Genomic DNA, 24,569 nt, shown 5'->3' with positions numbered 1-24,569 from the left:
TAATCATTCTAATCTGATATCTATTTTAATAAAATGAATTTGTGATATAAAAGGGAGATGCACGGGATGAGATCTCTGAATTTAACCTCACAGCGGCAGGCTGTGTATGATGTAGTGCGTGAATCCAATGATCACCCTACAGCGGCGGACGTCATGAACAGACTGATGGAGCGGGGTTACAATCTGGCGTATGGTACAGTCTACAACTCGTTACGTTATCTGACCGATAAAGAGCTGATCCGCGAACTGAAGCTGGGAGAGGCGGCCAGCCGCTATGACGGGCGCATGGATGATCATCAGCATGTCATCTGTCAGGTGTGCGGACGGGTGGATGAGGTGATGAGCGGGGTTCCGTCGGAATGGACGAAGGAAGTTATGGCAGAAACGGGGTATGATATCGCTCATGCCCACGTCGTATTCGGAGGTGTGTGTCCGGAATGTCAAAGCAAACGAACCAGGTAAGCCAAGCAGTTGCAAGGGTCCGGCTGCCGCGGACAGTGCGGGCGCGTTTCGCTCCCACGGCGCCGATGCCGGCGAATGAGCCTTTATTCTGTACAACTACACGGCGGATTGCGCTGGTCAGCGCAGTTCCGGGTGTTGTACAGACATGGGTACGGATGCTGACGGATGCCTGCTATGATGTCATGGCGTTTCATCGCTGGAGCCCCGAGCTGCAGGAGCAGCTGAATCCGGATCTGATTCTTTTTGATGCCACCATCTTTGAGGATGAGCTGGCGCTGAAGCGGTGGCATGAGTCTCTCGATAAGGGGACAGAGCCGCGCTTATACCTGATAAATGATGCTCTGATGGAAGCCGCCAGCCGGCTGCTGCCTCATGAAGAGTTTATGAGCTGGCCTGCCGCTTCCGCCCGTCCGGTACAGCGGATTGAGCGGATGCTTAGCGGGCGTTCCGCACAGAAGAAGCCTGCCGCTTCCGGGCAGCGCACTGTCTTTAAGGATATATGGATTGACCGCGGCAAAATGACGGTCCATCAGGGAGAGCGGCTGCTCAGCCTGACCAAGACGGAGTACGATCTGCTGCTCAAGCTGATTGAAGCTCAGGGCCGTGTAATATCCCGCGAGCAGATGATGCATGACATATGGGATACGGATTTTATCGGGGGCAGCAATGTGGTAGACGTGCATGTCAAAAGCCTCAGAAAGAAGCTGGGAGACAATGCGGCGGCGCCCCGCTACATCACCACGGTAAGAGGCGTAGGATACAGATTGGCCGATTAAAGTACCGTTAGAATTTAGAAAAGGTCTTATTTCGTAAAATAGCAGCGCTGCAACCGTTAGATTTCCGGCGGGCGCATGCTCGGCCCGAGAACTTGAACTTTTGCGGAAATCAGAAAGGGTCAGGGCTACAAGTTGTCTTGATGAAAAAGTTAATGCAACGCCAGTGCGAGAATAGGGGGCCTATTCTCGCCTTTTTTAAATCAGGAGTCGCAAGGGATTGGTACCTTGCACTATTATCCCTTTCGATCAGGAGTCGCGGAGGTCGCTAGGGTTGCGTGCCTTGTTGTCCCTACGCTCTGCACGGTGCATTGCATGATTATCCCTTTCGTTCAGGGAATAGGGATGGTGGCTAGGATAGGGGTAAAGGATAAAGGAAAAAAGATAAGGAGAAAGGAATGGTTCAGGTGAGATTTTTGGCTTGACCTTCACCCAATATCCTTCCCCCGAGCTGTCTGTTTCTCTGTGACCTGATCAAACGGGATAATGATGCAAGGTGTTCGGATAGCGTGATGTTGACCTGTCGCCCAACCCATTGAAGCCTGAAAAAGGCGAGCGCCAGATCAACAGCTTTTGGCAGTTGACTTCCAGATCAGTCATCACTACAATGGGTAGTGTGAGAGGTGTGCAGGATGAGAAGACTGAACTTTAAGACCGGAGAGAGAGGACTGAACCGTTTTTTCGGACCTCTGGAATCCCGCATCATGGATATTTTATGGGATGCGCCTGACCGGAGCATCAAGGAAGTGCAGACGCTGCTGGAGCATGACAAGGACATTAACTTTAATACGGTGATGACCGTCATGAACCGTTTGGTGGACAAAGGGGTGCTCAGTAAGAAGCTGCGTGGGCGCACTTCGCTGTACCGCCCGGTGCAAAGCCGGGAGAAATTTATGGACGAGCAGTCGAAGGAGCTCAGCCATGAGCTGGTGGAGCAGTTCGGGCCGCTTGCGGTCAACCATATGATTGATGCCTTGGAAGAAGCCGATCCGGAGCTGATTGAGCGTCTTGAGCAAAAAATCAAACAATGGAAAAAGGAATTGTGAGCGATGTGGAAAACGCGATCCAAACTGCTGTTTACGGCCGGTGCGGGTTTGTCCGGAATTATCCTGCTGCAGATGGGGATGTATGGCGGGCATATGGCCTTCGGGTGGGATTTGAACTTTAATGTTTTTCAAATCTGCAGGCAGCTGCTGCATGCCTTTGGCATCGATTATGTAGTAGACGGATTGACATGGCTGGTCGCGTTAACCTTCGTGGTGGCGGGGTGGCTTGCCATACGTCAATGTATAGCGACAAGGAGAGCATTCCTGCGGCTGCAAAGCATGCGCAATCTGCAGCTGACAGAGGAATTGGGCGAAAGATATGGCGAACTGGGTGACCGCATTTGGGTGATTGATTATGACAAGCCCGCTGCCTTCACAATGGGGCTGCTTTTCCCGAAGATTGTACTGTCCTCCACGCTGCTGGCGATGCTGGATCAGGAGGAAGAGGCGGCGGTCGTCTATCATGAAGCCTACCACATGCAGCATTACGATCCTTTAAAAACATGGTTGCTGCAGCTATGCTCATCCCTGTTGTTTTATATACCTGTGCTGCGGCATATTCTGGAGCATTATAAGACAGCCCGCGAAATTTTGGCGGATAATGAAGCCATTCACCGCACCGGGACGCCTGCCGGTCTCGGCAGCGCGCTGCTGAAGCTGCTGCGCAATCCTTCGCGGGGAACTCCCAGACCGCTGATGACAGCCGTGTGCTCATCTTTTGCGGAGACCTCGATTAATTACCGGATCTCACGCATTCTGGACCCGCAGCAGACACTGGCGCCCAAGCTGCCTTGGCGGCCTGTCATGATCTCTTTATATGTATTGTCCCTGCTGTCCCTTCTATTCGCGCTTGCGCTTATATAGTCCATGCGCGAATAGAAGATTATATATAAGGAAAACAAATTTTTTTGGTTTACAACACTACATATCGTAGTGAATAAAAGGAGGAATAAATGATGAATCAAACAATGACAAGCATAGGGCTGCTGCTGCTGAGATGGATGACGGGTATCATTTTTATTGTCCATGGTGCTCAGAAATTTCAGGGGCTTGGCGGGACGTCAGGGTTCTTCCAGAGTCTTGGTCTTCCAGGCTTCCTCGCTCCGGTCGTAGCCACGGTTGAGCTTGTTGGCGGTATTCTGCTCATTCTTGGCCTGGGGGCGCGCTTTGCCGGCGCAGCATTGACGGCTGTCATGATCGGTGTGCTGCTGACCGCAAAATTCGGTCAAGGATATATGGCGATGGAATTTGATCTGATCGTTTTGTTCGCTGCCCTGCAGCAGGTATTTACAGGGGCGGGAGCTTATTCAGTGGATGCAGCCATTGCCCGCAAACGTTCCGGGTCCAGCCGCACCCAAACCGCTTAATTTCAGACGAGCTTACACACTCTTCATGAAAAAGGACTGACCAGGCAGAAACTTGCCCGGTTCGGTCCTTTTTTTCATGAGTAGGGCCTCAGAACATGAATGTACATAAATTTACCTGCCAAAACACATCCTAACCTGCAGAACCACATTCGGCCAAGCAAGGAGTTCTGGAGGAAGAGGGCAGATGAAAAAGATCAGATATCCCTGGAAGAGAAGTACGCCGCCTGAAGCAGACCGGAGCCGGAAAGCTTCTCAAAAGCTGCCGGAATTGACATGGCTCGATAAGCCTCTCAGCACCAATCTGGAGGACAATGAGAAGGCGATGAAGGACATTTTGCGCGATTGCTCCGACATCGTATTCCGGAAGCTGACCGTGGCGCCTGGCCGCAAAGGGTTGGTGGTCTATTTGGAGGGGACGGTTAAAACCGAGGAATTGGAGCTGCATATGATCAAACCCTTCATTCAGGCACTGATTCAGACGAATGAAGGAACACAGGTGCATCTGGAGCCGGTGGACGAAACGCGAATTTCTCTTTCCCAGGTCAAGTCAACGGATCAGTTTCAGCAGGTTACAGAAGCTGTGTTGGATGCCAACGCTGTATTGTTTCTGGAGAATTCCACAAGGGCCTACCTGTTCAGCGTAAAAGGCGGGGCAAGACGCGGCGTGCAGGAGCCCGAAACCGAAGCCGTCATTCGCGGGCCCAGAGAGGGCTTTACCGAGACGCTGCGGGTGAACACGGCATTGCTGCGCTTTAAGCTGAAAACACCAATGCATAAATTTTACAGCCTTAAAATGGGAGAACAGACCAAGACCAACGTGGTGCTCACCTACATCGAGGGAATTGCGAATGAACAGCTCATTGAAGATGTGAAAAAAAAGCTGCACGACATCAAAATCGATGCTGTGCTGGAGACCGGTTATATCGAAGAATTGATTGAAGACCACCCTTATTCGCCTTTTCCGCAAATGCAGTATACGGAACGTCCGGATACGGTTGTCGCCCAGCTGTTGGAGGGTCGCTTTGCCATCATGGTGGACGGCACTCCGTTTGCGCTGATTGGCCCTGTAACAATGTGGCAGATGATGCAGGCCAGCGAGGACTATTATGAGCGCTTCTTTATCAGCAATATGGTGCGCTGGATCCGTTACTTTTTCCTGGCGATAGCTCTGTTCCTGCCTTCGATGTATATTGCGGTGACAACCTTTCATCAGGACATGCTGCCAACAACCCTGATCCTGAGCATTGCCGCGGCCCGCGAATCCATTCCTTTTCCAGCACTCGTCGAGGCGATGATGATGGAAATTTCTTTTGAAGCGCTGCGCGAGGCCGGCATCCGGCTGCCGAAGACCGTCGGACAGGCTGTCAGTATTCTCGGGGCGCTGGTGATCGGACAGGCAGCGGTACAGGCGGGCATTGTATCGGCGCCTGTCGTGATTATCGTGTCGCTGACTGGTATCGCATCCTTTACGATTCCGCGCTTTAATTTTGCGATTACAGTCCGGATGCTGCGTTTTCCGCTTATGATTCTGGCGGGGGTGCTCGGTTTATTCGGTATTATTATAGGTACGGTCCTGATTACTGTACATGTAACCAGATTAACCTCCTTCGGTATGCCGTATCTGGCTGGCTACAGTCCGTACAGCTCCGAGAATCAAAAGGACATCCTGGTTCGCACACCATGGTGGAATATGGTTGGGCGGCCCGCTTGGGTCTCACACGACCGTCAGCGGCTTAAAAGGAACATGAACGGAGAAGACACCCAGGAGAAGGGGGAGTGGTAGTCCATGAAGGCGGGAAAGGCGCTGCTCCTGCTCATTTGTTCATGCTTGCTCGGGGGCTGCTGGGACCGGAAAGAAGTGAATGATGTCGCATTTGTACTGGGAACGGCCGTGGATAAGGAAGGAAAGGAGTACCGGACAACAGTGCAGATTGCTTTGCCCAGCCAGCTCAGCACCGCGGGCACTTCCGGAGGAGGGGGAGGCACCAGCGGGGACAGGTCCTATTACCTGGAATCGAAGACGGGAACGACGATGCGGGAATCCAATGACAAGGAGCAGGAGAATACGTCAAGAAAGCTTAACTATTCGCATCGGCGGACGCTGATTATAGGAGCAGATCTGGCCAGGGAAGGAATTGCCCGAATGACCGATGCGCTTGCCCGCACCCCCGAGAACAGGCTTTCTTCCCTTATCGTGGTTGCCGAGGGGCGCGGGTCTGACATTTTGGAGGCACAGGCGCCGATTGAACAGTATCCTGCCGAGATGGTCCGCGAGCTGGCTTATACCTATATGAAGGAACCGCGTAATCTGAAGCTTCTTATCCATACGATGCTGAGTGAGGGTGTCGATCCCGTTGTACCTGTTGTGGGGCTTGTCGACACGATGCCGCAAGGCGGGAAGGAAAATAAAAGAAATATCAAAATCAAAGGTCTGGCGGTATTTAAGGGAGATAAGGTATCCGGTACAGTGAGTCAGAGGCTTGCCAGGGGGCTGCTGCTTGTCCTGGATCAGGCCAAGACTACGGAATACGTAATAAATCCGCCTGGAGGAGCAGGAAAGCTCACGCTGCTCTTGAACGAAACGGATGTTAAGATCACACCTGCTGTCCGGGGGGATGACATCCGGATGACGGTCGAATTGCTGGTTAAGGGGGAGTTGAGCGAAAACCAGTCCTCTTATAATATGGCAATTCCCAAAAACATAGATTGGCTTGAACATAAAGCCGAGGGTTTGATCCGCCAAAGTGTCGAGGAAAGCATCAGGGTCGTACAGCGTGATTACGAGTCGGATGTTTTGGGATTCGGGAGAGTGATAAAAACAAAGCTTCCCGGAGTATGGGATCAAATAAAGGGCCATTGGAGCGAACTGTACCCCGAAGTTGAAGTGGAGGTACGGCCAAGAATTCATATCGAAAGTACCGGAGCCATTACAAAACCCTTCGGGCTGAGAGAGGATCAACTACATGATTGAAAAGCTTGTCATTCCGCTGCTGCTGGTCATTCTGCTGATGTATGTGCTTGACAGGAAAAAGCTGAAGAATTCTCCCGCTGTGAATCGCTGGTTTGCTTACATCCTGTACGCGGTCAGCTTTGCCATCTGGCTTTATGAAACAAGGGGAACAACCACAATACATCCTTCGGTACTGCTGGCCAGGATGATTGATTCGCTGATCCCACTGCCCTAGGTTTATAAGTATAGAGATTTTCGGCCGGGAAGGAGATGGATAAATGAAAAATTTTACAACAAGGCAGATCATTTTTCTTGGCATTTTGATGGGGTTAACCATCACACTGGTGCATGCCCCTGCTCAGGCCGCTGAAGCCGCCGGTCAGCATACCTTTCTCACTCCGCTCCCGGCCGCTTTAGTGCTGGCATTTTCCGTCTGGGTATTGAGCAGGATTCAAAGACGGTTTTCCGGCCATGACCTGTTTGGAGCCCTGATTACCCGTTTCCCGATATTCGGACGGCTGCTGGTGATTCTGTATTTCGTATTTAATCTGGTTGTGCTGGCCAGAGATATGAGATTGCTGACCGATTATGTCGCGATTACGCTGTTACCCTTGACACCGATTATCGCAACCGCGTTTTGTCTGCTGCTGACCATCATCTTTATGGTTCGGGGCGGGATTGTTACGCTGGTCGGTATGGCTGAAATTTATATTCCGTTCCTGATCGCTACAGCCATTGTGATGCCGATTGTGCTGGGAAAAGCGATGGACTTTTCGTTGCTGCTTCCTGTGTTCCATATTCATTACAGTGATTTCATGCGCGGGAGCTGGAATTTGTTGGCTTATATGGGGGATCTGGCGGTGCTGCCCTATGTGCTTCCCGGAAAAAACTACAAGATCCGCAGTGCGCTTGGCGGAGTTCTGGGCTGCACGCTGCTGCTCATGATCCTGCTGCTATTGCAGCAGACCGTGCTCGGCCCGCCCATTACTGCCCGTCTGTCCTTTCCGTCCTATGAAATTGCCCGGCAGATGCAGATTACGGATTTTCTGGACAGGTTCGATTTGCTGATTGCGGGAATGACGCTGCCTACGGTCATCATCAAGGTGGGTTTTGACCTGTATGTGTTATGCAGCGCTTCAAGGCGTCTTCTGCCCTCCGTGAAGGGTGAGCTTACAGTTCTGCCCGTAGGAATTCTGGGCTTCGTGTGCACCTTCTGGTTTTTTGAGAATTTGCCGCAAGTTTTTTCTTTTAGCAAAGAATGGGCAGTATTCGTATTGTTCTTCTATGTGCTGCTGCCGGTAGTGCTTCTCTTTATGCTGCATCCGAAGAAAGAAGGCAGGGCGGAAGGAGATGCGCAGCCACAGCCGGGACAATCATAGTCAAGCATCAACTCCCATGTGCAATTTACAGTTGCCTTTTTTGCGCCGGACTGTATACTTGTACCAAAACGTACCGAGCAGCAAGGGAGGAGCTTTATGGCATTGCGCATGGCAGGCAAGACCGTGGCGCTGGCGGGGCCACGTAAATCAGAGGAAATGAAGATTTTGGTGGAGAAAATGGGGGGGACGGCGCTGCTGCGCCCGGCACAGGGGACTGTGCTCCTGGACGATGCCGAGCTCCGTGCCGGCATAGAGGCGTGGCTTAGCTCCCCGCCGGACTGGACCCTGCTGACGACAGGCATGGGGCTGGAGGCCCTGTATCAAATGGCTGAAGAAATGGGGGTTGCCGAGCGGCTGCACGAGCTGCTGGCATCATCGCATATTGCGGCGCGCGGCTATAAAACCGTGAACGCGCTCAAGAAACGCGGATTAACGCCGGTGGTCCGCGACGATGACGGCAGCACGGCAGGGCTGATCCGTTCCTTTGCACCCTATAACCTGAATGACCAGAAGGTGATTCTTCAGCTGCACGGCGATCCCGCCCCACGTCTGGTCGACTGGCTACAGGAGCAGGGGGCCGATGTCCGGCAGCTGCTGCCTTACAAGCATGTGCCGCCGAAAACGGAGGATCTGGAAGATCTGGTCAATGATATTATCCAGCGGAGGGTAGATGCCGTGGCGTTTACCAGCGGTCCGCAAATCCGTTTTCTGGCCGAATATGCACGCAGCTGCGGCGTCATGGAAGACGTGCTGGCTGCATTCCAGAGTGACATTATTGCCGTTTCCGTCGGAAAAGTGACGGCGCAGGCGATGCTGGAGGAAGGGATAGAACGCATTGTCGTGCCGGCCGAAGAGCGTATGGGCAGCATGATGGTGGAGCTGGGGCGATACTTCGAATCCGGGGGAATGGCGAACGGATACGGACTGGACAGGACTGCGGCGGCAGACAAAGAACAATAACTGGAGGACCTCCCGAAAAGGCAACCCGGATACATCAAAAACCCGGCTTGCCTTTTTTTGTCTTGCTTGCCAGGGTCTCTTCCATTTAAGCGGCTGCTTCAACCTCTTTAAGATCCTGCGTCATTCTTCTTTTCAATAACCGCAAGTTCTTAGTATGATACAACGAGACAGGTTGATTTCAGACAACAAATTGCCCTGAATATACAGAAAGAGGTGCTGAATGGTGAAGTCGATTTGTGTGTTTGCAGGCTCCAACGACGGGAAGGCTCCGGAATACAGGGAGCAGGCGGCCCGGCTCGGAGAGCATATCGCCCGCCGTGGACTGCGTCTGATCTATGGAGGGTCCAGCTTCGGACTGATGGGCACAGCCGCCAATGCTGCGCTTGCCAGCAGGGGACAGGTAACGGGCATCATGCCTACGGCATTGTTCCGGCGGGAAATCGTGCATGAGGGGCTGACGGAGTTTATTGAAGTCAGGGACATGCATGAGCGCAAGGCGACGATGCATCGGTTGGCTGACGGCTTCATTGCGCTTCCGGGAGGGATCGGCACCTTTGAGGAATTGTTCGAGGTGCTGTGTTGGGCTCAGATCGGCCTGCACAGCAAGCCTGTCGGGCTTTTAAATGTAAACGGCTACTACAACCCGCTGATGGAATTAATCCGGCACAGTGTGCAGGAGGGATTTGCGGGCCGGACGCATCTGGATCTGATCTTGCTTGAGGAGGATGCCGAGGAACTGGTCAAGAGAATGTGTTCCTCTGACGGGCTGTCCCTTTAAGAGGTAGTTCAAAAAGTCATCTTTTGATCACGAAGGAAATCAGGAAGCGGGCTCGACATCGAATCTTGAATTCAGCCGGGCCTAAGCAGATGCTTGCGAAGCATGTTTCCTGCGGAAACATTTCAGGTGCTCACGTACCCTAAGTACGCTCCGCTCCTCAGTCCCTAGCTTCATCCAACTTAAGCGTTTTGAAAAAACGCACTTCGAAAGCACAGGCTTCGGTGCTGAAAACCTGACTTTTTGAACACGCACTTTAATAGTCCGGGGACGCGGAAACGGTCTGATGCAATCGAAACGATGAGCCGCAGCTCCGTTTTTCATGCTTGCGCTTTCCGCAAAGGCAGGGTTATGATGGATTCACAATGGAATAAGCGACCAGGCAGGGTGCCTTTGCCGAGGGGCAAAGGGTAACAGGGAATCGGGTGCAAATCCCGAGCGGTCCCGCCACTGTATTGGGGAGGCTCTTCTTCAACATGTCACTCGAACCAGACCCGGGGAAGACGAAGAAGGCTGATGATCCGAAGCCAGGAGACCTACCTTGCCTGTATGCACCGTAATCCTTCGCGGAAAGGAGTGGTGTACGAAAATCAGTGGACGAGCCTGCGCGGGCTCCCGATATTCCGGAATGCTTTTCACCCGGGGATGAAGAGAAGGGTGTTAAACACAAACCCTTACATCTCCCTGTTGACCGGGATACGGGCAAGCTATGCGCAATGTAGCTTTATTTAGGGCTGCCTGGCTAACTTTGACTGAATTACGTACATACAGCCCCATCCTTAGCGGATGGGGCTTTTTTGAGCTTGTAAACACGAAAGGGGTGGAGTTGTTGTTAAAACGGAGTAAAGGCATCGGGCTGGCGCTGCTGACCGCCGCATTCACGCTGTATTTTCTGGCGGCGAGTCCGCAGGAGGCCTATGCGATGCATATCATGGAGGGCTTTTTACCGATCGGTTGGGCACTTTTCTGGTGGATTTTATTCCTTCCCTTTTTTGCGCTCGGTGTTTGCAGTGTAACCCGGCTGACGAGAGAGGCTCCTGAGCTGAAGCTGATGCTTGGGTTGGCGGGGGCGTTTACATTTGTGCTGTCTGCCCTGAAGCTGCCTTCCGTGACGGGCAGCAGCTCCCATCCGACCGGAACGGGACTGGGCGCAGTGATGCTGGGCCCCCTGCCGATGAGCGTGATTGGCTCCATTGTGCTGCTGTTCCAGGCAGTGCTTCTGGCGCATGGCGGAATTACGACGCTCGGAGCGAATGCATTCTCCATGGCCGTGGCCGGCCCGTTTGCCGGTTATGCAGCATACAGGCTGCTTATGAAAACAGCCCGCAAGGAGTGGGTGGCTGTTTTCACCGCTGCGGCTATAGCCGATATGACGACTTATCTGGTGACCTCCGTACAGCTTTCCCTTGCCTTTCCTTCCGTACATGGCGGGATTTGGGCATCTTTCTTGAAATTCGGCGGCATATTTGCCGTGACACAGGTTCCGCTCGCGGTCAGCGAGGGATTGCTGACGGTTTTGCTGTGGAAATGGCTTAAAGCATACAGCCCGAATGAACTGTCCGTGCTCCGGCGCGGCATGAAGGAGGCCGAGCCGTCATGAAGACAAAAACGATAACCGGCCTTGTCCTCCTGGTCGTCATTCTGCTCGCTGCCCTCCCGCTGCTGCTGGTGAATGGCGATTTCGGCGGCGCGGACGGCGCCGCCGAGGAGGCGATTACCCAGATCAACCCCCACTACACCCCGTGGTTTCAGCCGCTGATGGAGCCGCCGCCGGAAACGGAAAGCATGCTGTTTGCCCTGCAGGCTGCGCTGGGTGCGGGGTTGATCGGCTATATCATCGGCCTGTTCAAGGGAAGAAAGGATGCCCGCCGGACGGATGCTCAGAAGGATTGATTCCCTGTCTTACAGCGGAGCGTTCAGCGGCTGCTCGCCGTTGTGGAAGAGTTGTTTTGCCGGGGTGATGTTTGGGATGGCCTATATCGGCCATCCCCCTGTCCAGCTGGCTGTATGGATTTGGCTCGTCTTATGGACGGTAAGGTACGGCGGGATTCCGTGGAAGCCTTATGCGTCCTTAACGGCAGCCTCGCTCCTCTTCTATATGCTGAGTTTGCCGGCGCTGCTGATTGAGATTGCGCCGGTACCGGCACAGGGAACGGTGCTGGCAGGTTGGGGAAACCATGTGCTTCTGATCACGCCCGAAGCGGCAGTGCGGGCAGAGCAGCTTCTGCTGCGGGTAGGAGCCTGCCTGTCCTGTTTTATGTTTCTGATTCTTACCACTCCCTTTGCGGGACTGCTGAAGGTGATGGAAAAGCTGCGGCTTCCAGCCGTAGTTGTTGAATTGATGATGATTATGTACAGATTTCTGTTCCTGCTGGGGGATACGGCCTCCGGCATGATGCTGGCGCGCAGGCTGCGCGGCGGGGGCAGGGGGTTCCGGGCCGCTGTTTCGGATACCGCCTCCCTGACATGCAGATTGTTTGCCAAGACGATGGAGAGGTACCGCGGAGCTGCTGTCGGATACACTGTGCGAGGTTATGAAGGAACGATCCGTATGGGGCCGGATGCCTCGCTGCCGATGCCGGCCCGCTACAGAGCGGAAGGATGGATCGGCGCGGCGCTTCTGGCCGGTGCCGAGCTGTACTTTCGCCTGTTGAACTGAATTAATGACAGGAAGGTGGACACGGTGGAGCTGGTACTGGAATGGAAGGATGTAACATACACCTATCCGGATGCCAAAGGTGCTGCACTGGCCGGCATGACGCTGCGGATTCCGCGTGGGATGAAAACGGCGGTGCTCGGGCATAACGGGGCAGGGAAATCCACGCTGTTCCTGCACGCGGTCGGCATACTCAAGCCGCAGGGCGGAAGGGTGCTGTGCGGCGGCAAAGCTCTGGATTACGGACGAAAGGGACTGCAGGAGCTGCGCCGCGCTGTCGGACTGGTGCTGCAGGACCCGGAGCAGCAGCTCATTCTGAACACGCCTCGCGAGGATGTGGCCTTTGGCCTACGCAGCGCCGGCATGGATGAAGAGACGATCCGGCAGTGTACGGAGTCTGCGCTAGAACGGCTCGGCTTGCAGGAGCTGGCCGACCGGCCCATCCATCACCTGAGCCTGGGACAGAAGAAGCGAACGGCGCTTGCAGGCGTGTTCGCCACCCGGCCTGAGGTCATTCTGCTTGATGAGCCTGCTTCCTATCTGGACCCTGCTTCGGAGAAGCTCCTGCTGCATAGCATCGGCGAGATCCATCGTGCGGGGGTGACGGTCGTCATGGCCACCCATGATATGAACACGGCTTATAGCTGGGCGGACTGGATTGTGGTGCTAGACCGGGGAACCTGCCGGATGGAGGGTCCGCCGGATCAGGTTTTTGTCAACAAGGAGCTTATGGAACAGCTTGGGCTGGAAATTCCCCTGATTGTCGATCTGTGGGAGAGCCTGCCTGCCGGTCTGCGGGAAGGCCGGGCCGTTCCGCGCAATAAGGAACAGTTCAAGACATATCTGGCGAGTCATCTCGTGAATGGAGGAGGAGTCATATGAATAAGCTTGGCAAGCTGCTGGTGATCGGCTTCGGACCGGGGGACATGGAGCATATTACGAAGCGCGCGCTGGACGCGCTCGCCGAGAGCGAAGTCATCATCGGGTACAACACCTATGTGGATCTGATCCGCCCGCTGCTGAACGGGCAGGAGATCGTCCGCACGGGGATGACGGAGGAAGTGAGCCGCGCTCAGGAGGCAGTGCGGCAGGCAGAGGCCGGCCGCAAGGTGGCGGTAATCTCCAGCGGGGATGCGGGCGTATACGGCATGGCGGGATTGATCTACGAGGTATTGATGGAGAAAGGCTGGCGGCGCAGCGACGGGGTCGAGGTTGAGGTCGTCCCGGGCATATCCGCCATCCAATCCTGCGCTTCGCTGCTGGGGGCGCCTGTTATGCATGATGCGTGCACGATTAGCCTCAGCGATCATCTGACTCCGTGGGAGACGATCATCCGGCGCGTTGAAGCAGCCGCGTCCGCGGATTTCGTGATTGCGTTGTACAATCCGCGCAGCGGCCGCCGCACCCGGCAAATTGTGGAGACCCAGACAGTCCTTCTCCGCCACCGCGACCCCAAGACTCCTGTCGGGCTTGTAAAAAGCGCCTACCGGGAACGCCAGCAGGTGATCGTCACCACGCTGGAAGACATGCTGAATCATGACATTGGCATGCTGACGACCGTCATCATCGGCAACTCGTCGACGATGGTCTACGACGGTCTGATCGTCACGCCGCGCGGCTACCAGCGCAAGTACACGCTGGGCGCGGCGGAGCAGCCGCTCAAGCCGCACGAGCGGCTGCGGCCGGAAGCCGAGCCGTGGTCGCTCGGCTCGGCAGAGCATGGCGGCGGTGGATCGGCCGCCGCCCCTGTGGCAGCACGGCAGGGCACAGCCGTGCTGGAGAGGCCGGAGCAGCCGCGCGGGACAGCGGCGGCTGCACCCGGCCCGGCCGAGCTGGCCGCGGAGGCGCTCGGCCGCTTGGCCGCCGGCGGGCGGCTGCCGGAGGCAGCAGCCGTCCGCTGGGGCGGCCAGGCGCCGCCGGTGCCAGCGGCAGGAACAGCGCTCAAGCCGGCGCTGTTCGAGATCGGTGTTGCCCCGGGGGTAGGCAACAAGAAATTCAGCGCCCGTCAGATGGCGCTGCTCGCCGAGGCCGCAGGTGATGAGGGTGAACTGGAGTATACGACAGATCACCAGATTATCCTGCGCGTCCCGTGCGCCGACCCCGACAAGCTGGTCGCCCGCCTGCGCGAGGCGAAGCTGATCATTATGCCGGTCGGCGATGTGATCAAGGTGAAGGCCTGCGACTTCTGCAACCTGGAGAAGGACGATGCCGTGCCGGTGGCCGAGCGGCTGCAGGCTGTTATTGGCGGCTTGCCCGCACCAAAGGAAACAAGCATCGCGGTAAACGGCTGTGCGATGGCCTGCTACGGTGCCGTGCTTGAGGACATCGGCGTCGTATACCGCAAGGGCGGCTACGACCTGTTCCTTGGCGGCAAAAAGTTTGGACGCAACGCGCATCCGGCACAGCCTGTCGCGGAGGGACTTCCCGCCGATCGAATTGCGGATATCGTAGAGGGCATTGTGGCGGAATTCAAGGAGAAAGGGCATCCGAACGAGCGCTTCCACAAGTTTTTCAAGCGGGTGGGCGTTGTGGGGGGATTCCGCCACGAGGATGCTCCTGTGACCGTAGAGGTCAATCCGGTTTGCGGTGATTAATAACCATAAAAAGTTGCTTAAACCGAATTCAGTGCTTGGCAGAGGGACAGGTGCAACAGTGTAAAGAGCGCGTGAAAAATCTAACGGTTGTGAGCGACGCTATTTGGGCCGAAATGAGAGGCTACAAGATGTAACGGTTACCAGCGAGCCTATTTCCCGTTTTTCGGCGATAAAGGGACGGTTTTGCCCAAATAAGCACACCTACAACCGTTAAAAATGGAACCTCCGCTTTTTCGCCCGATTAAGCTCGATGGCAACTGTTAGCCTGGAAAATGTTCCGGATCGATTGATCATTCGAGGCTTACTCGTTAGTCAAACATCAATTTTTAGATTGAGCCATGAAAGCATAGATGAATCCCAGCCATTTGATTTGGGTCCATGGATAGCGCTTGTTACTAAGTTCAAGCCATACGAAGGGAGAGAGTGTAATGAATGCAATACTGCTGGTCGGGCATGGAAGCCGGGACCCGGAGGGGAACCAGGAGCTGCTGGAGTTTGCGAAAACGGTGGCGTCCAAATCTCCGGATACACTGGTGGAGACCTGCTTTCTGGAGCTGACAGGACCGACGATTGCCGAGGGCGTTGCAGCCTGCGCTGCACGTGGCGCAAGCCGGGTTGTGATCGTGCCGATTATATTATTTGCGGCAGGTCATGCCAAGATCGACATTCCGATGGCTATTGACCGGGCGAAGGCCAAATACCCCGAAATCGAGTTTGTATACGGACGTCCTATCGGGGTGCACGAGAAAATCATAGAAATTTTGCAGAGCAGACTGGCTGAAGCGCAGCCCGTAGCTGCGGCGGCGGGAATGGGCCGGGGGCCGGCCATTACAGCCGAAGCGACGGATCAGGATACGGCGGTGCTTGTACTGGGTCGTGGCAGCAGCGATCCGGATGCGAACAGCGACTTTTTCAAGATGACCCGTATGCTGTGGGAAAAGCTGCCCTACACCTGGGTGGAGAGCTCCTTTATCGGTGTTACGCAGCCGTCCTATCCTGAGGGGCTTGAACGCTGTCTGCGTTTAGGAGCCAAAAAAATTATCGTGCTTCCTTATTTTCTTTTTACAGGCGTGCTGATCAAAAAAATCAACGATATGACCCTGGAATTTGCCGAGGCCCATCCGGAGGTGCAAGTGGAAATCGGTGGATATTTCGGCTTCCATCCGCGGCTGGTGGAGCTGGTGCTGGAGCGCGTGCAGGAAGGATTGCACGGGCGGGTGTTTGCCAACTGTGACAACTGCCAGTATCGATTGGCGGCACAGGAGCATCACCACCACCACCATGATCACGACCATGGGCACGATCACCATCACGATCATCACCATGACCACGACCATGGGCATGATCATCATCACCACGATCACGACCATGCACACGATCATCACCACGACCATCACGATCATGGGCCCACACATATCGACACGGGTAAAAAGGTGAACGGCTTATGATCTTCATGCTGTGTGGAACAAGTGATGCGAGGGAGCTGGCGCTGCAAATCCAGAGCAGGGGCTACCGTGTGCTTACCTCAGTCGTGACGGAGAGCGCGGCAGCCAGCCTGCGCACAGCCGGGCTGGAGGTTCGAATCGGACGTTTGACGGCTGCCGATATGACAGCACTGATCAAGGAAATGGGAGTGCGGGCGATCGTTGACGCCAGCCACCCTTTTGCCGAGGAGGCGCATGCGAATGCCATGGAGGCCGCAAGGGAATGCGGGCTCCCCTACATCCGATTCGAGCGTGCGGGACTTGTCTACGACGACCATCCGCTGCTGCATGTTGTTGCTTCCTATGAAGAGGCGGCTGACACCGCCCTTTCCTTGAAAGGCTCCGTCATGCTCACGACCGGCAGCAAAACGCTGGAGATTTTCACGGAAAGGCTGCTAGGCAATCCTGACATCCGGCTGGTGGCGCGCATGCTGCCGCGTATGGACAATATGGAGAAATGCAGCCGGCTTGGCATGGAGCAGAAGAACATCATCGCCATGCAGGGGCCTTTTTCCAGAGAATTAAACGAGGCGCTGTACAAGCATTTCGGAACTACCGTTATGGTGACCAAAGAAAGCGGGCGCACCGGTGCGGTTGACGAAAAGGTACAGGCCGCTCTGGAAGCGGGCATTCGTGTCGTGCTGATCTCACGGCCCGAGGTCGATTTCGGTACGGTGCACGACCAGTTTGAAGGCATACTGGAGGAGCTTGGACGTATTCCGGATCTATCCGGGGGCACGGGCGGAGAAGCTGCCTCCCTTTCGGTCAGCGGTTAAAAACCGGCAAGGTCCAAACCAGCACGGCAGATGGAAATCATGTGATAACAGGGAGTGAAAGGCGATGGATTTTAAAACCGATTTTAAACCGCTCACAGTGCAGCCGCAGGAAATCGAAGGTAAAAGCTTTGAAATGATTACGGAGGAGCTTGGAGAGCATCCGTTCACGGACAGACAGTATCCTGTTGTGCAGCGGGTCATTCACGCTTCCGCCGATTTCGAGCTTGGCCGCAGCATGGTGTTTCACCCGGATGCGATCGAAGCGGGCATCAAGGCCATTCGTGCCGGACAGCCGCTTGTGGCCGATGTGCAGATGATTCAAGCGGGTGTCAGCAAGGACCGCCTGAAGCGGTTTGGCATGGATGTGAACGTATATATTTCCGACCCGGACGTCATGGAAGAAGCGAAGCGGTTAAATACGACGCGGGCGATCATCTCCATGCGCAAGGCAATCCGGCAGGCGGAGGGTGGCATCTATGCCATTGGAAACGCGCCGACCGCATTACTGGAGCTGATCCGGCTTGTGAAGAGCGGAGAGGCGAAGCCTGGCCTCATTATCGGCATGCCTGTCGGCTTCGTGTCGGCCGCCGAATCGAAGGACGAGCTGCGTAAGCTGGATATTCCGTTCATTACGAATATCGGGCGCAAGGGCGGCAGCACCATCGTCGTGGCCGCCGTCAATGCGCTGTCGCTGATGGCGGCACGGGAGGAGTAGCTCAAGAAAGAACAGCCTGCCTGAACTACAGCTAGAGCAGCCGAAGGAGGATGACGGATGGAGAAAGAAGCGGCAGGCGCGGGACGGCCCCGCCGTATGAAAAGCGGCGAAGCCCCCGCGCCCGACAAGCCGATGCGGTCGGGGTTTACGACCGGCGCATGTGCCGCCGCAACGGCCAAGGGAGCGGCCCAGCTGCTGCTGACGGGGATTGCTCCGCAGCAGGCCGTCATTTCACTGCCGGCCGGCTTTGATCATGCGTTCGAGCTGATTGAGCAGCGCCTGGACGGGATGTCCGCCTCCTGCGCGACTATCAAGGACGGCGGAGATGATCCGGACGCCACGCATCAGGCCAAGATCGTTGCGACAGTCAGCTGGCGGGAAGAAGCAGGCATAGAGCTTGACGGCGGGATTGGGGTCGGCCGTGTAACGAAGCCCGGATTGCCTGTTCCTGTCGGCGAGGCGGCAATCAATCCGGTGCCGCGCCGCATGATTACGGAGGCTGTCTCCCAGGTGCTTGAGGAGCATGGGGCGGCACGCGGAGTCCGGGTGGTGATCAGCGTGCCCGCTGGTGAAGAGATTGCTAAGAAAACATTAAATTCACGGCTTGGCATCATTGGCGGCATCTCCATCCTGGGTACGCGCGGTGTGGTGGTACCGTTCTCCACGTCGGCTTACAGGGCCAGCGTTGTGCAGGCGATTTCGGTGGCGAGCGCGAGCGGCTGCGAGGAGATCGTGCTGACGACAGGCGGCAGCAGTGAGAAATACGCCATGCAAATGTACAGCTACCTCCCCGAGGAAGCCTTTATCCAGATGGGTGATTTTGTCGGTTTTGCGGTCAAGCATGGCAAACGGCTGAACATGAAGAAGATTATTCTCGTCGGTATGCCCGGCAAGCTGTCCAAGGTGGCCCAGGGGGTTATGATGGTGCATTCCAAGAGCGCCTCGGTGGACTTTGGCTTTTTGGCCGGAATTGCGCGTGACGCGGGGGCAAGCCCCGAACTGGCAGATGCAGTGGCCGCAGCGAATACAGCTTCACAGGTGGCGGATTTGATGACAGAGGCGCAGTGTTTGAAATTTTTTGAGCTGCTGTGCGGCTGCGCATGCCGTCATTGTCTGGAGCATGCGGAAGGCGGAATTACGGTGGAAATGGTGCTTGTGACGATGAAAGGGCAAGTGCTCGGAAAGGCGGTCATCAGTGGATAACAAAATGTATGTCATCGGCATAGGAGAAGACGGAGCGGGCGGCCTGACGGCAGAGTCGCTCCGGCATATACATAACGCTGGCCTGCTGATTGGCGGTGAGCGTCAGTTGTCGTTTTTTCAGGATTTTAAAGGAGAAAAACGGGTGCTTAAAAGCGGACTTGCGGCACTTGCCGAGGAACTGAAGGAGCGGCGTGAGCAGGAACAGATTGTCGTGCTCGCCTCGGGCGATCCTTTATTTTTCGGAATCGCTGGTTTCCTTGCGGGCAAGCTCGAACCGGGCACTCTGGAGATTATTCCCCATCTCAGCTCTGTGCAGCTGGCCTTTGCCAGGCTTGGAGTCAGCTGGCAGGACGCGGTTGTGGACAGCGTTCACGGACGCCCCATCACGGGACTGGCTCAGCGAATTGACGGACAGGCCAAGGTTGCGCTGCTGACGGATGACGTCAACACCCCGGCCGCGATTGCAACTTACCTGCTGCGTTTTGGCATGACAGAGTACGATGCGTTTATAGGCGAGAATCTCGGCGGGGCTGAAGAGAGGTACCGTCGCTGCAGCCTGGAGGAAATGGCTGCGGCCGAATGCTCACCGCTGAACGTGGTTATTCTGCTCCGTAAGGCGAATGCTCCCGAGCCGCGCCGGGGGTTCGGCTTCGCGGATGAGGAGTTTCATCAGCGCAAGCCGGAGAAAGGACTCATTACCAAGCGCGAGGTGCGGGCTTTCAGCCTGTCTGAGCTGTGCCTGTCCGAGCGTAGCGTCGTATGGGACATCGGGGCCGGCTCCGGTTCGGTAGCGGTGGAATGCGCGCGCCTGGCCAGATATGGCAAGGTGTTTGCCATAGAAAAGAACGAGGGTGATCTGGCGAATATTGAAGCCAACAAGATCAAATTCCGCACGGATTTTCCCGTCATTCACGCGAAGGCTCCGGCCGGTCTGGAAGACCTGCCTGATCCGGATGCCGTATTCATTGGCGGCAGCGGCGGGGAGCTGGCGGGGCTGATCTCCCTTTGTGCGTCACGTCTTCGTCCCGGGGGCCGGATTGTCGTGAACGCGGCTACCATTGAGACGCTGCATGATGCTTTGAACGCATTGAAAGCAGCAGGGTTGGAAACCTCGGTAACGCTACTGCAGACGGCGCGCAGCAAGCCGATTCTGGGGATGACACGTTTTGACGGGCTGAATCCCGTCTACGTCATCACTGGCCGTCCGGTGCCCCCCGGGAGAAGAGCATGCTGCAAAGGAAGGTGAGAGCTGATGAGCACAGTGGGAACGCTTTATGGTGTAGGAGTGGGTCCGGGAGATCCTGAATTGATCACGGTCAAAGCCTACCGGCTGATCCGGGAATGTGCAGTCGTCGCCTATCCGAGAAAGCGGATGGGGGGCAAATCATACGCCCATGAAATTGTGGAGCTGTATGTCAATCCGGCGGAAAAGGAAATGCTCGGTCTTGTGTTTCCGATGACCAAGGACCCGGCCGTGCTGGAGCGCGAATGGAACAAAACGGCGGCAGCCTGCTGGGAGGCGTTAAGCCAGGGGAAGGACGTCGCCTTTGTGACGGAAGGAGATCCGAACCTGTACAGCACCTTCATTCATCTCGCCAGGTTAATGAAGGAGCTTCATCCCGAGGTGCCGGTCGTGTCGGTGCCCGGCATTTCCTCCGTGCTCGGCGCGGCGGCGGCGCTCGGGACACCGCTGGCGGACGGAGACCAGCAGGTTGGCATCATCCCGGCGACCGATGACCGGGAAGCGATGCGCCGTGCGATAGAAAATCATGATACAGTCGTGTTCATCAAGGTAGCCAAGGTGCTGGACCTGATTCTGGATGTGCTGGATGAACTGGGACTGGGGGGGCGGGCTTCAGTCATTACGAAGGTGACTTCCCCTTATGAAATGGTGTGGCAGGATGCCCGCACCCTGCGCGGACAGGAGCTGGAATATTTAAGTCTGATGGTGGTGAGTAAATGAGTGCAAATTTTGAGCTCAAAGAGCAGTCCGGTCTGAAGCCTAAAGTTTATATTGTCGGCGCCGGTCCGGGCGACCCGGAGCTGATCACGGTGAAAGGCGCCAATATTTTGCGCAGCGCCGATCTGGTGCTGTATACCGATTCGCTGGTGAATGATGAGCTGATTGCCACGGCGAAGCCGTCGGCGCAGGTGCTGCAAAGCTCCGGCATGGACCTGGAGCAGCAGGTAGAGATCATGGCTGAAGCGGTAGTTGAGGGAAGGAGCGTAGCAAGGGTTCATACGGGTGATCCGGCCGTGTATGGCGCCATCCTGGAGCAAATGGTGCTGCTTAAGCAGCGCGGCATCGCTTATGAAATCATACCTGGGGTCAGCTCGGTGTTTGCTTCCGCCGCGGTATTGGGAGCGGAGCTCACCGTGCCTGATCTGACCCAGACCGTCATTCTGACGCGGGCGGAAGGCAGAACGCCGGTACCCGAGCGGGAGAAGCTGCGCGACCTGGCCTCCCACCACTGCACGGTCGCCCTCTTCCTGAGCGCAACGCTGGCCAAGAAGGTGGTGGCTGAATTTATGGCAGCAGGCTGGAGCGCTGACACACCGGTAGCCGTCGTTCAGCGCGCGACCTGGCCTGATCAGAAAATTGTGCGCACAACACTGGAAAACCTGCCCGCCGACCTGCGCGCAGCCGGGATTACGATGCATGCCATGATTCTTGCCGGCTGGGCGCTGGACCCTGAGCTGGTGAACAAGGATGCCCATCGGTCCAAGCTGTACGATAAAACCTTCACCCACGGGTACCGGAAAGGGGTGAAGGCTGGTGAGTAATCCCTATGCCGTCGTCGCCATTACAAAGCACGGGGTTGAAATGGCCCGTGATCTGGGAGGACGCTTCCAGGGTACGGACGTTTATTATATGTCCAAATTTGCACGCGGTGATGAAGACTCCCTCGATATCCGCCTGTTCGACGGCTCGGTCAAGCTGATTCTGCCCGACCTGTTCCAGCGGTATAACGGCATCATTCTGATGATTTCCCTTGGCGCGGTTGTGCGCATGATCGCACCGCTGCTGATTGATAAAAAAACGGACCCCGCCGTGCTGGTCATCGACGACAGAGGCGAGCATGTCATCAGCGTGCTGTCAGGCCATCTCGGAGGGGCGAATGAGCTGACACGGCAAGTAGCCGCTGTACTGGGAGCAAGACCTGTCATCACGACAGCCTCCGACGTGCAGGGCACGATCCCTGTAGACCTGTTCGGCAGGGAGCTTGGCTGGACGGTGGACAGCTTCGACAAAGCCACACCCGTAAGTGCCTCCGTCGTTAATGAAGAACCGGTAGCGGTGATCCAGGAGACGGGTGAACAAAACTGGTGGAGGTATGATAAACCGCTGCCGACCCATATCCGGGTGTACCCGGACCCGGCCTCCGCGCTGCAGGAACCCTTTAATGCAGCGCTCGTCATCAGTGACCGCTTGCTGAATGACGAAGAGCAGGAGAAGCTGCTGGCGAACGGGGTGCTGTACCGGCCGAAAAGCCTGGTGCTCGGGATCGGCTGCAACCGCGGCACCGGGCTTGAGGAGCTTGAAGCCGGGGTGCTCAGTACGCTGGAAGAGCTGCGGCTGTCAGTGAAAAGCGTACGCAATGTGGCGACGATTGACCTGAAAAAAGACGAGGAAGGACTGCTCGCGCTGTGCAGCAAGTACAATTGGGAGCTGGTCACTTACACCCCTGAACAGTTGAACACGGTGCGGCTGCCGAATCCGTCCGAAACTGTATTTAAATATACCGGGGCCTATGGCGTCTGCGAGCCAGCTGCGCTGCTGTCCGCAGGGGCGGAGAATTGGCTGCTGGAGAAGAAAAAAATCGGCAATCTGACCCTATCGGTAGCGCGGGTGACCTTTCCGCAGCTCCCGGTCAAGGAGAATGCTCATGCACAATAATGAAAGGAACAGAATTGAAACCCCATGGAATTCGCCGGTCAGACGCAGACTCGTTATTGCCGGAACAGGCAGTGGGGCAGGCAAAACGACGGTTACGCTTGGACTGATGAAGGCCTTTGCGGAGAAGGGGCTGAAGGTGCAGGGCTTCAAGTGTGGTCCGGATTACATTGATCCGACCTACCATACGTCCGTAACCGGTATTGCTTCCCGCAATCTGGATTCATGGATGACCCCCGGGGATTATGTGCTGGACCTGTTTAGCCAAGCTTCAGCAGATGCCGATATTGCCATCATTGAAGGAGTCATGGGCTTGTATGACGGCAAGGACCCGCGCAGCAACACCGGTTCTACCGCGGAAATCGCCATGATTACCGGCAGTCCCGTGGTGCTTGTGGTGGATGTCCGCAGCATGGCGCGCAGCGCGGCAGCCATCGTGCTCGGGTATCAGCGGCTGGAGCCGAAGCTGCGGATTGCCGGAGTCATTGTCAACCGCTGCGGCAGCCGTGGCCACTATGAAATCGTCAAAGCGGCCATTGAACAGGAGTGCGGCATTCCCGTTCTCGGCTGGCTGCCCCGTGATGAAGAACTGGATATCCCCGAGCGCCACCTCGGGCTGGTGCCTGCCATTGAACGAGGTGAACTGGAACCGCTGTTCCGGCGTGCGGCAGAGCGCATCCGTGAAGGCACGGACCTGAACAGGCTGTGGGAGCTTGCAGGCTCCATTGCGCTGCCTGCCACTGCTCCTGCTGCTGCCGATTCCACTTCCGCTGCCCCTGCCGCCTTGGCCACTGCACATCCGGTTTCTCCCTCTTTCGCTTCCGGGTCCCAACCATCTGAAGTGAAGCCATCCTCCGTCTTGATCGGGGATAAACCTGTCATCGCCATAGCGAAGGATGCGGCTTTTAATTTTTACTATGAGGACAATATGGAGCTGCTGCGCCAGGCAGGCGCCGAGCTTGTGTACTTCAGCCCGCTTGCAGGGGAGCGCATTCCAGTTGGAGCGTCCGGACTCTACCTCGGGGGAGGTTTTCCCGAGGAATATGCGGCAGCTATAGCGGCCAATCAAGCTTTCATGAACGGTATCAGACAAGCGGCAGCCAACGATATGCCGCTGTTTGCCGAGTGCGGGGGTTACATGGTGCTGGCACGTACGCTAACTGACCGCGCGGGAGAAATACATGCCATGGCGGGTATCATTCCGGCCCATGTCCGGATGCAGGAGAAACGGGCTGCACTTGGGTACAGGGAGGCCAGGGCAATCCGTGATTGCCTGCTGCTGGAGCGGGGGGAGACGATTCGCGGCCATGAATTCCATTATTCGGTCATGTCCTTTGACGAGGAGAGCCCGGTGCCTTATGCTTATGAAACCAAGGGCATGCGGGGCATAACAGCTGAAGGCTATGCGCGGGGGCGTGTGCTTGCCGGCTACACCCATGTCCATCTGGCTTCACAGCCCAAGGCGGCAGAACGTTGGGTGCGAGCCTGCTCCTTGTACGGCACAGCACAGAAGCGATAAGCCCCGCAAAAAACA

The 24,569-nt window shown here is 56.1% G+C and carries 25 protein-coding genes and 1 riboswitch; all 25 genes read left to right on the top strand.

Annotated features, from left to right (window positions below; translation table 11 throughout):
- Positions 1-66 precede the first annotated feature (66 nt).
- On the top strand, positions 67-462 hold the full coding sequence (locus tag ACE5KN_RS08090) for a Fur family transcriptional regulator (protein ID WP_375525806.1): 396 nt from the start codon (positions 67-69) through the stop codon (positions 460-462).
- Complete coding sequence (locus ACE5KN_RS08085; protein WP_375525807.1) at positions 438-1,238, top strand: winged helix-turn-helix domain-containing protein; 801 nt, start codon at positions 438-440, stop codon at positions 1,236-1,238. Before ACE5KN_RS08090 ends, ACE5KN_RS08085 begins: the two co-directional genes overlap by 25 nt.
- Before the next feature lie 629 nt (positions 1,239-1,867).
- On the top strand, positions 1,868-2,281 hold the full coding sequence (locus tag ACE5KN_RS08080; RefSeq protein WP_375525808.1) for a BlaI/MecI/CopY family transcriptional regulator: 414 nt from the start codon (positions 1,868-1,870) through the stop codon (positions 2,279-2,281).
- A 3-nt stretch (positions 2,282-2,284) separates the two neighbouring features.
- Positions 2,285-3,145 carry a M56 family metallopeptidase gene (locus tag ACE5KN_RS08075; protein ID WP_375525809.1) on the top strand — a complete coding sequence of 287 codons (861 nt, stop codon included), beginning with the start codon at positions 2,285-2,287 and terminating at the stop codon, positions 3,143-3,145.
- Between the two features lie 92 nt (positions 3,146-3,237).
- Entirely contained in the window at positions 3,238-3,648 is a 411-nt protein-coding gene (locus ACE5KN_RS08070) for a DoxX family protein (protein WP_375525810.1), read from the top strand.
- A 184-nt stretch (positions 3,649-3,832) separates the two neighbouring features.
- Positions 3,833-5,431, top strand: coding sequence for a spore germination protein (locus ACE5KN_RS08065; protein WP_375525811.1), 1,599 nt, complete (start codon positions 3,833-3,835; stop codon positions 5,429-5,431).
- A 3-nt stretch (positions 5,432-5,434) separates the two neighbouring features.
- Positions 5,435-6,619 (top strand): Ger(x)C family spore germination protein, encoded by a 1,185-nt coding sequence (locus ACE5KN_RS08060; protein WP_375525812.1) that lies wholly within the window; start codon positions 5,435-5,437, stop codon positions 6,617-6,619.
- The gene (locus tag ACE5KN_RS08055; RefSeq protein ID WP_375525813.1) at positions 6,612-6,833 is read left to right on the top strand and encodes a hypothetical protein; all 222 of its coding nucleotides are present in this window, start codon (positions 6,612-6,614) and stop codon (positions 6,831-6,833) included. The genes ACE5KN_RS08060 and ACE5KN_RS08055 overlap by 8 nt, the downstream gene beginning before the upstream one ends.
- Before the next feature lie 43 nt (positions 6,834-6,876).
- Positions 6,877-7,977, top strand: coding sequence for a GerAB/ArcD/ProY family transporter (locus ACE5KN_RS08050; RefSeq protein WP_375525814.1), 1,101 nt, complete (start codon positions 6,877-6,879; stop codon positions 7,975-7,977).
- Between the two features lie 96 nt (positions 7,978-8,073).
- Positions 8,074-8,937 carry a uroporphyrinogen-III synthase gene (locus ACE5KN_RS08045; protein ID WP_375525815.1) on the top strand — a complete coding sequence of 288 codons (864 nt, stop codon included), beginning with the start codon at positions 8,074-8,076 and terminating at the stop codon, positions 8,935-8,937.
- Positions 8,938-9,160: 223 nt separating this feature from the next.
- Complete coding sequence (locus ACE5KN_RS08040) at positions 9,161-9,715, top strand: LOG family protein (RefSeq protein WP_375525843.1); 555 nt, start codon at positions 9,161-9,163, stop codon at positions 9,713-9,715.
- 365 nt (positions 9,716-10,080) lie between these two features.
- Positions 10,081-10,270: riboswitch (cobalamin riboswitch) on the top strand.
- 271 nt (positions 10,271-10,541) lie between these two features.
- A complete protein-coding gene (locus ACE5KN_RS08035; RefSeq protein WP_375525816.1) occupies positions 10,542-11,312 on the top strand; it encodes an energy-coupling factor ABC transporter permease in 771 nt (256 codons plus the stop codon).
- Positions 11,309-11,605 (top strand): energy-coupling factor ABC transporter substrate-binding protein, encoded by a 297-nt coding sequence (locus tag ACE5KN_RS08030; RefSeq protein WP_375525817.1) that lies wholly within the window; start codon positions 11,309-11,311, stop codon positions 11,603-11,605. Before ACE5KN_RS08035 ends, ACE5KN_RS08030 begins: the two co-directional genes overlap by 4 nt.
- Positions 11,589-12,371, top strand: a complete 783-nt coding sequence (cbiQ, locus tag ACE5KN_RS08025) for a cobalt ECF transporter T component CbiQ (RefSeq protein ID WP_375525818.1) — start codon at positions 11,589-11,591, stop codon at positions 12,369-12,371. Before ACE5KN_RS08030 ends, cbiQ begins: the two co-directional genes overlap by 17 nt.
- A gap of 24 nt (positions 12,372-12,395) precedes the next feature.
- Entirely contained in the window at positions 12,396-13,250 is an 855-nt protein-coding gene (locus ACE5KN_RS08020; RefSeq protein WP_375525819.1) for an energy-coupling factor ABC transporter ATP-binding protein, read from the top strand.
- Positions 13,247-14,962 carry a precorrin-3B C(17)-methyltransferase gene (cobJ, locus tag ACE5KN_RS08015; RefSeq protein ID WP_375525820.1) on the top strand — a complete coding sequence of 572 codons (1,716 nt, stop codon included), beginning with the start codon at positions 13,247-13,249 and terminating at the stop codon, positions 14,960-14,962. Before ACE5KN_RS08020 ends, cobJ begins: the two co-directional genes overlap by 4 nt.
- Positions 14,963-15,390: 428 nt before the next feature.
- Complete coding sequence (locus tag ACE5KN_RS08010; RefSeq protein WP_375525821.1) at positions 15,391-16,410, top strand: sirohydrochlorin chelatase; 1,020 nt, start codon at positions 15,391-15,393, stop codon at positions 16,408-16,410.
- Entirely contained in the window at positions 16,407-17,222 is an 816-nt protein-coding gene (gene cobK, locus ACE5KN_RS08005; protein ID WP_375525822.1) for a precorrin-6A reductase, read from the top strand. Before ACE5KN_RS08010 ends, cobK begins: the two co-directional genes overlap by 4 nt.
- Positions 17,223-17,286: 64 nt before the next feature.
- Positions 17,287-17,937: a precorrin-8X methylmutase gene (locus ACE5KN_RS08000; RefSeq protein ID WP_375525823.1), complete on the top strand. Its 651-nt coding sequence runs from the start codon at positions 17,287-17,289 to the stop codon at positions 17,935-17,937.
- Between the two features lie 96 nt (positions 17,938-18,033).
- Entirely contained in the window at positions 18,034-19,140 is a 1,107-nt protein-coding gene (locus ACE5KN_RS07995; protein ID WP_375525844.1) for a cobalt-precorrin-5B (C(1))-methyltransferase, read from the top strand.
- Between the two features lie 4 nt (positions 19,141-19,144).
- Entirely contained in the window at positions 19,145-20,386 is a 1,242-nt protein-coding gene (cbiE, locus tag ACE5KN_RS07990) for a precorrin-6y C5,15-methyltransferase (decarboxylating) subunit CbiE (RefSeq protein WP_375525845.1), read from the top strand.
- 6 nt (positions 20,387-20,392) lie between these two features.
- The gene (gene cobI / locus ACE5KN_RS07985) at positions 20,393-21,103 is read left to right on the top strand and encodes a precorrin-2 C(20)-methyltransferase (protein ID WP_375525824.1); all 711 of its coding nucleotides are present in this window, start codon (positions 20,393-20,395) and stop codon (positions 21,101-21,103) included.
- The gene (gene cobM, locus ACE5KN_RS07980) at positions 21,100-21,924 is read left to right on the top strand and encodes a precorrin-4 C(11)-methyltransferase (RefSeq protein ID WP_375525825.1); all 825 of its coding nucleotides are present in this window, start codon (positions 21,100-21,102) and stop codon (positions 21,922-21,924) included. Before cobI ends, cobM begins: the two co-directional genes overlap by 4 nt.
- A complete protein-coding gene (locus tag ACE5KN_RS07975) occupies positions 21,917-23,038 on the top strand; it encodes a cobalt-precorrin 5A hydrolase (protein WP_375525826.1) in 1,122 nt (373 codons plus the stop codon). Before cobM ends, ACE5KN_RS07975 begins: the two co-directional genes overlap by 8 nt.
- On the top strand, positions 23,028-24,554 hold the full coding sequence (locus ACE5KN_RS07970; protein ID WP_375525827.1) for a cobyrinic acid a,c-diamide synthase CobB: 1,527 nt from the start codon (positions 23,028-23,030) through the stop codon (positions 24,552-24,554). The genes ACE5KN_RS07975 and ACE5KN_RS07970 overlap by 11 nt, the downstream gene beginning before the upstream one ends.
- Positions 24,555-24,569: the final 15 nt, after the last annotated feature.

It is taken from the genome of Paenibacillus terreus (assembly GCF_042138595.1).
In the GTDB taxonomy this organism is placed as follows: Bacteria; Bacillota; Bacilli; order Paenibacillales; family Paenibacillaceae; genus Paenibacillus; species Paenibacillus terreus.
This window is presented reverse-complemented; position numbering and strand designations above follow the sequence as displayed.

Excerpts from the sequence above, each read along its gene's own strand:
- ACE5KN_RS08000 (WP_375525823.1), top strand. The coding sequence starts at position 17,287 with ATGGATTTTAAAACCGATTTTAAACCGCTCACAGTGCAGCCGCAGGAA.
- ACE5KN_RS08050 (WP_375525814.1), top strand. The coding sequence starts at position 6,877 with ATGAAAAATTTTACAACAAGGCAGATCATTTTTCTTGGCATTTTGATG.
- ACE5KN_RS08070 (WP_375525810.1), top strand. The coding sequence starts at position 3,238 with ATGAATCAAACAATGACAAGCATAGGGCTGCTGCTGCTGAGATGGATG.
- ACE5KN_RS08075 (WP_375525809.1), top strand. The coding sequence starts at position 2,285 with ATGTGGAAAACGCGATCCAAACTGCTGTTTACGGCCGGTGCGGGTTTG.
- cbiE (WP_375525845.1), top strand. The coding sequence starts at position 19,145 with ATGTATGTCATCGGCATAGGAGAAGACGGAGCGGGCGGCCTGACGGCA.
- ACE5KN_RS08090 (WP_375525806.1), top strand. The coding sequence starts at position 67 with ATGAGATCTCTGAATTTAACCTCACAGCGGCAGGCTGTGTATGATGTA.
- ACE5KN_RS08055 (WP_375525813.1), top strand. The coding sequence starts at position 6,612 with ATGATTGAAAAGCTTGTCATTCCGCTGCTGCTGGTCATTCTGCTGATG.
- ACE5KN_RS07995 (WP_375525844.1), top strand. The coding sequence starts at position 18,034 with ATGAAAAGCGGCGAAGCCCCCGCGCCCGACAAGCCGATGCGGTCGGGG.
- cobK (WP_375525822.1), top strand. The coding sequence starts at position 16,407 with ATGATCTTCATGCTGTGTGGAACAAGTGATGCGAGGGAGCTGGCGCTG.
- ACE5KN_RS07970 (WP_375525827.1), top strand. The coding sequence starts at position 23,028 with ATGCACAATAATGAAAGGAACAGAATTGAAACCCCATGGAATTCGCCG.
- cobI (WP_375525824.1), top strand. The coding sequence starts at position 20,393 with ATGAGCACAGTGGGAACGCTTTATGGTGTAGGAGTGGGTCCGGGAGAT.
- ACE5KN_RS08080 (WP_375525808.1), top strand. The coding sequence starts at position 1,868 with ATGAGAAGACTGAACTTTAAGACCGGAGAGAGAGGACTGAACCGTTTT.
- ACE5KN_RS08060 (WP_375525812.1), top strand. The coding sequence starts at position 5,435 with ATGAAGGCGGGAAAGGCGCTGCTCCTGCTCATTTGTTCATGCTTGCTC.
- ACE5KN_RS08030 (WP_375525817.1), top strand. The coding sequence starts at position 11,309 with ATGAAGACAAAAACGATAACCGGCCTTGTCCTCCTGGTCGTCATTCTG.
- cbiQ (WP_375525818.1), top strand. The coding sequence starts at position 11,589 with ATGCTCAGAAGGATTGATTCCCTGTCTTACAGCGGAGCGTTCAGCGGC.
- ACE5KN_RS08065 (WP_375525811.1), top strand. The coding sequence starts at position 3,833 with ATGAAAAAGATCAGATATCCCTGGAAGAGAAGTACGCCGCCTGAAGCA.
- cobM (WP_375525825.1), top strand. The coding sequence starts at position 21,100 with ATGAGTGCAAATTTTGAGCTCAAAGAGCAGTCCGGTCTGAAGCCTAAA.
- cobJ (WP_375525820.1), top strand. The coding sequence starts at position 13,247 with ATGAATAAGCTTGGCAAGCTGCTGGTGATCGGCTTCGGACCGGGGGAC.
- ACE5KN_RS08010 (WP_375525821.1), top strand. The coding sequence starts at position 15,391 with ATGAATGCAATACTGCTGGTCGGGCATGGAAGCCGGGACCCGGAGGGG.
- ACE5KN_RS08045 (WP_375525815.1), top strand. The coding sequence starts at position 8,074 with ATGGCATTGCGCATGGCAGGCAAGACCGTGGCGCTGGCGGGGCCACGT.
- ACE5KN_RS08085 (WP_375525807.1), top strand. The coding sequence starts at position 438 with ATGTCAAAGCAAACGAACCAGGTAAGCCAAGCAGTTGCAAGGGTCCGG.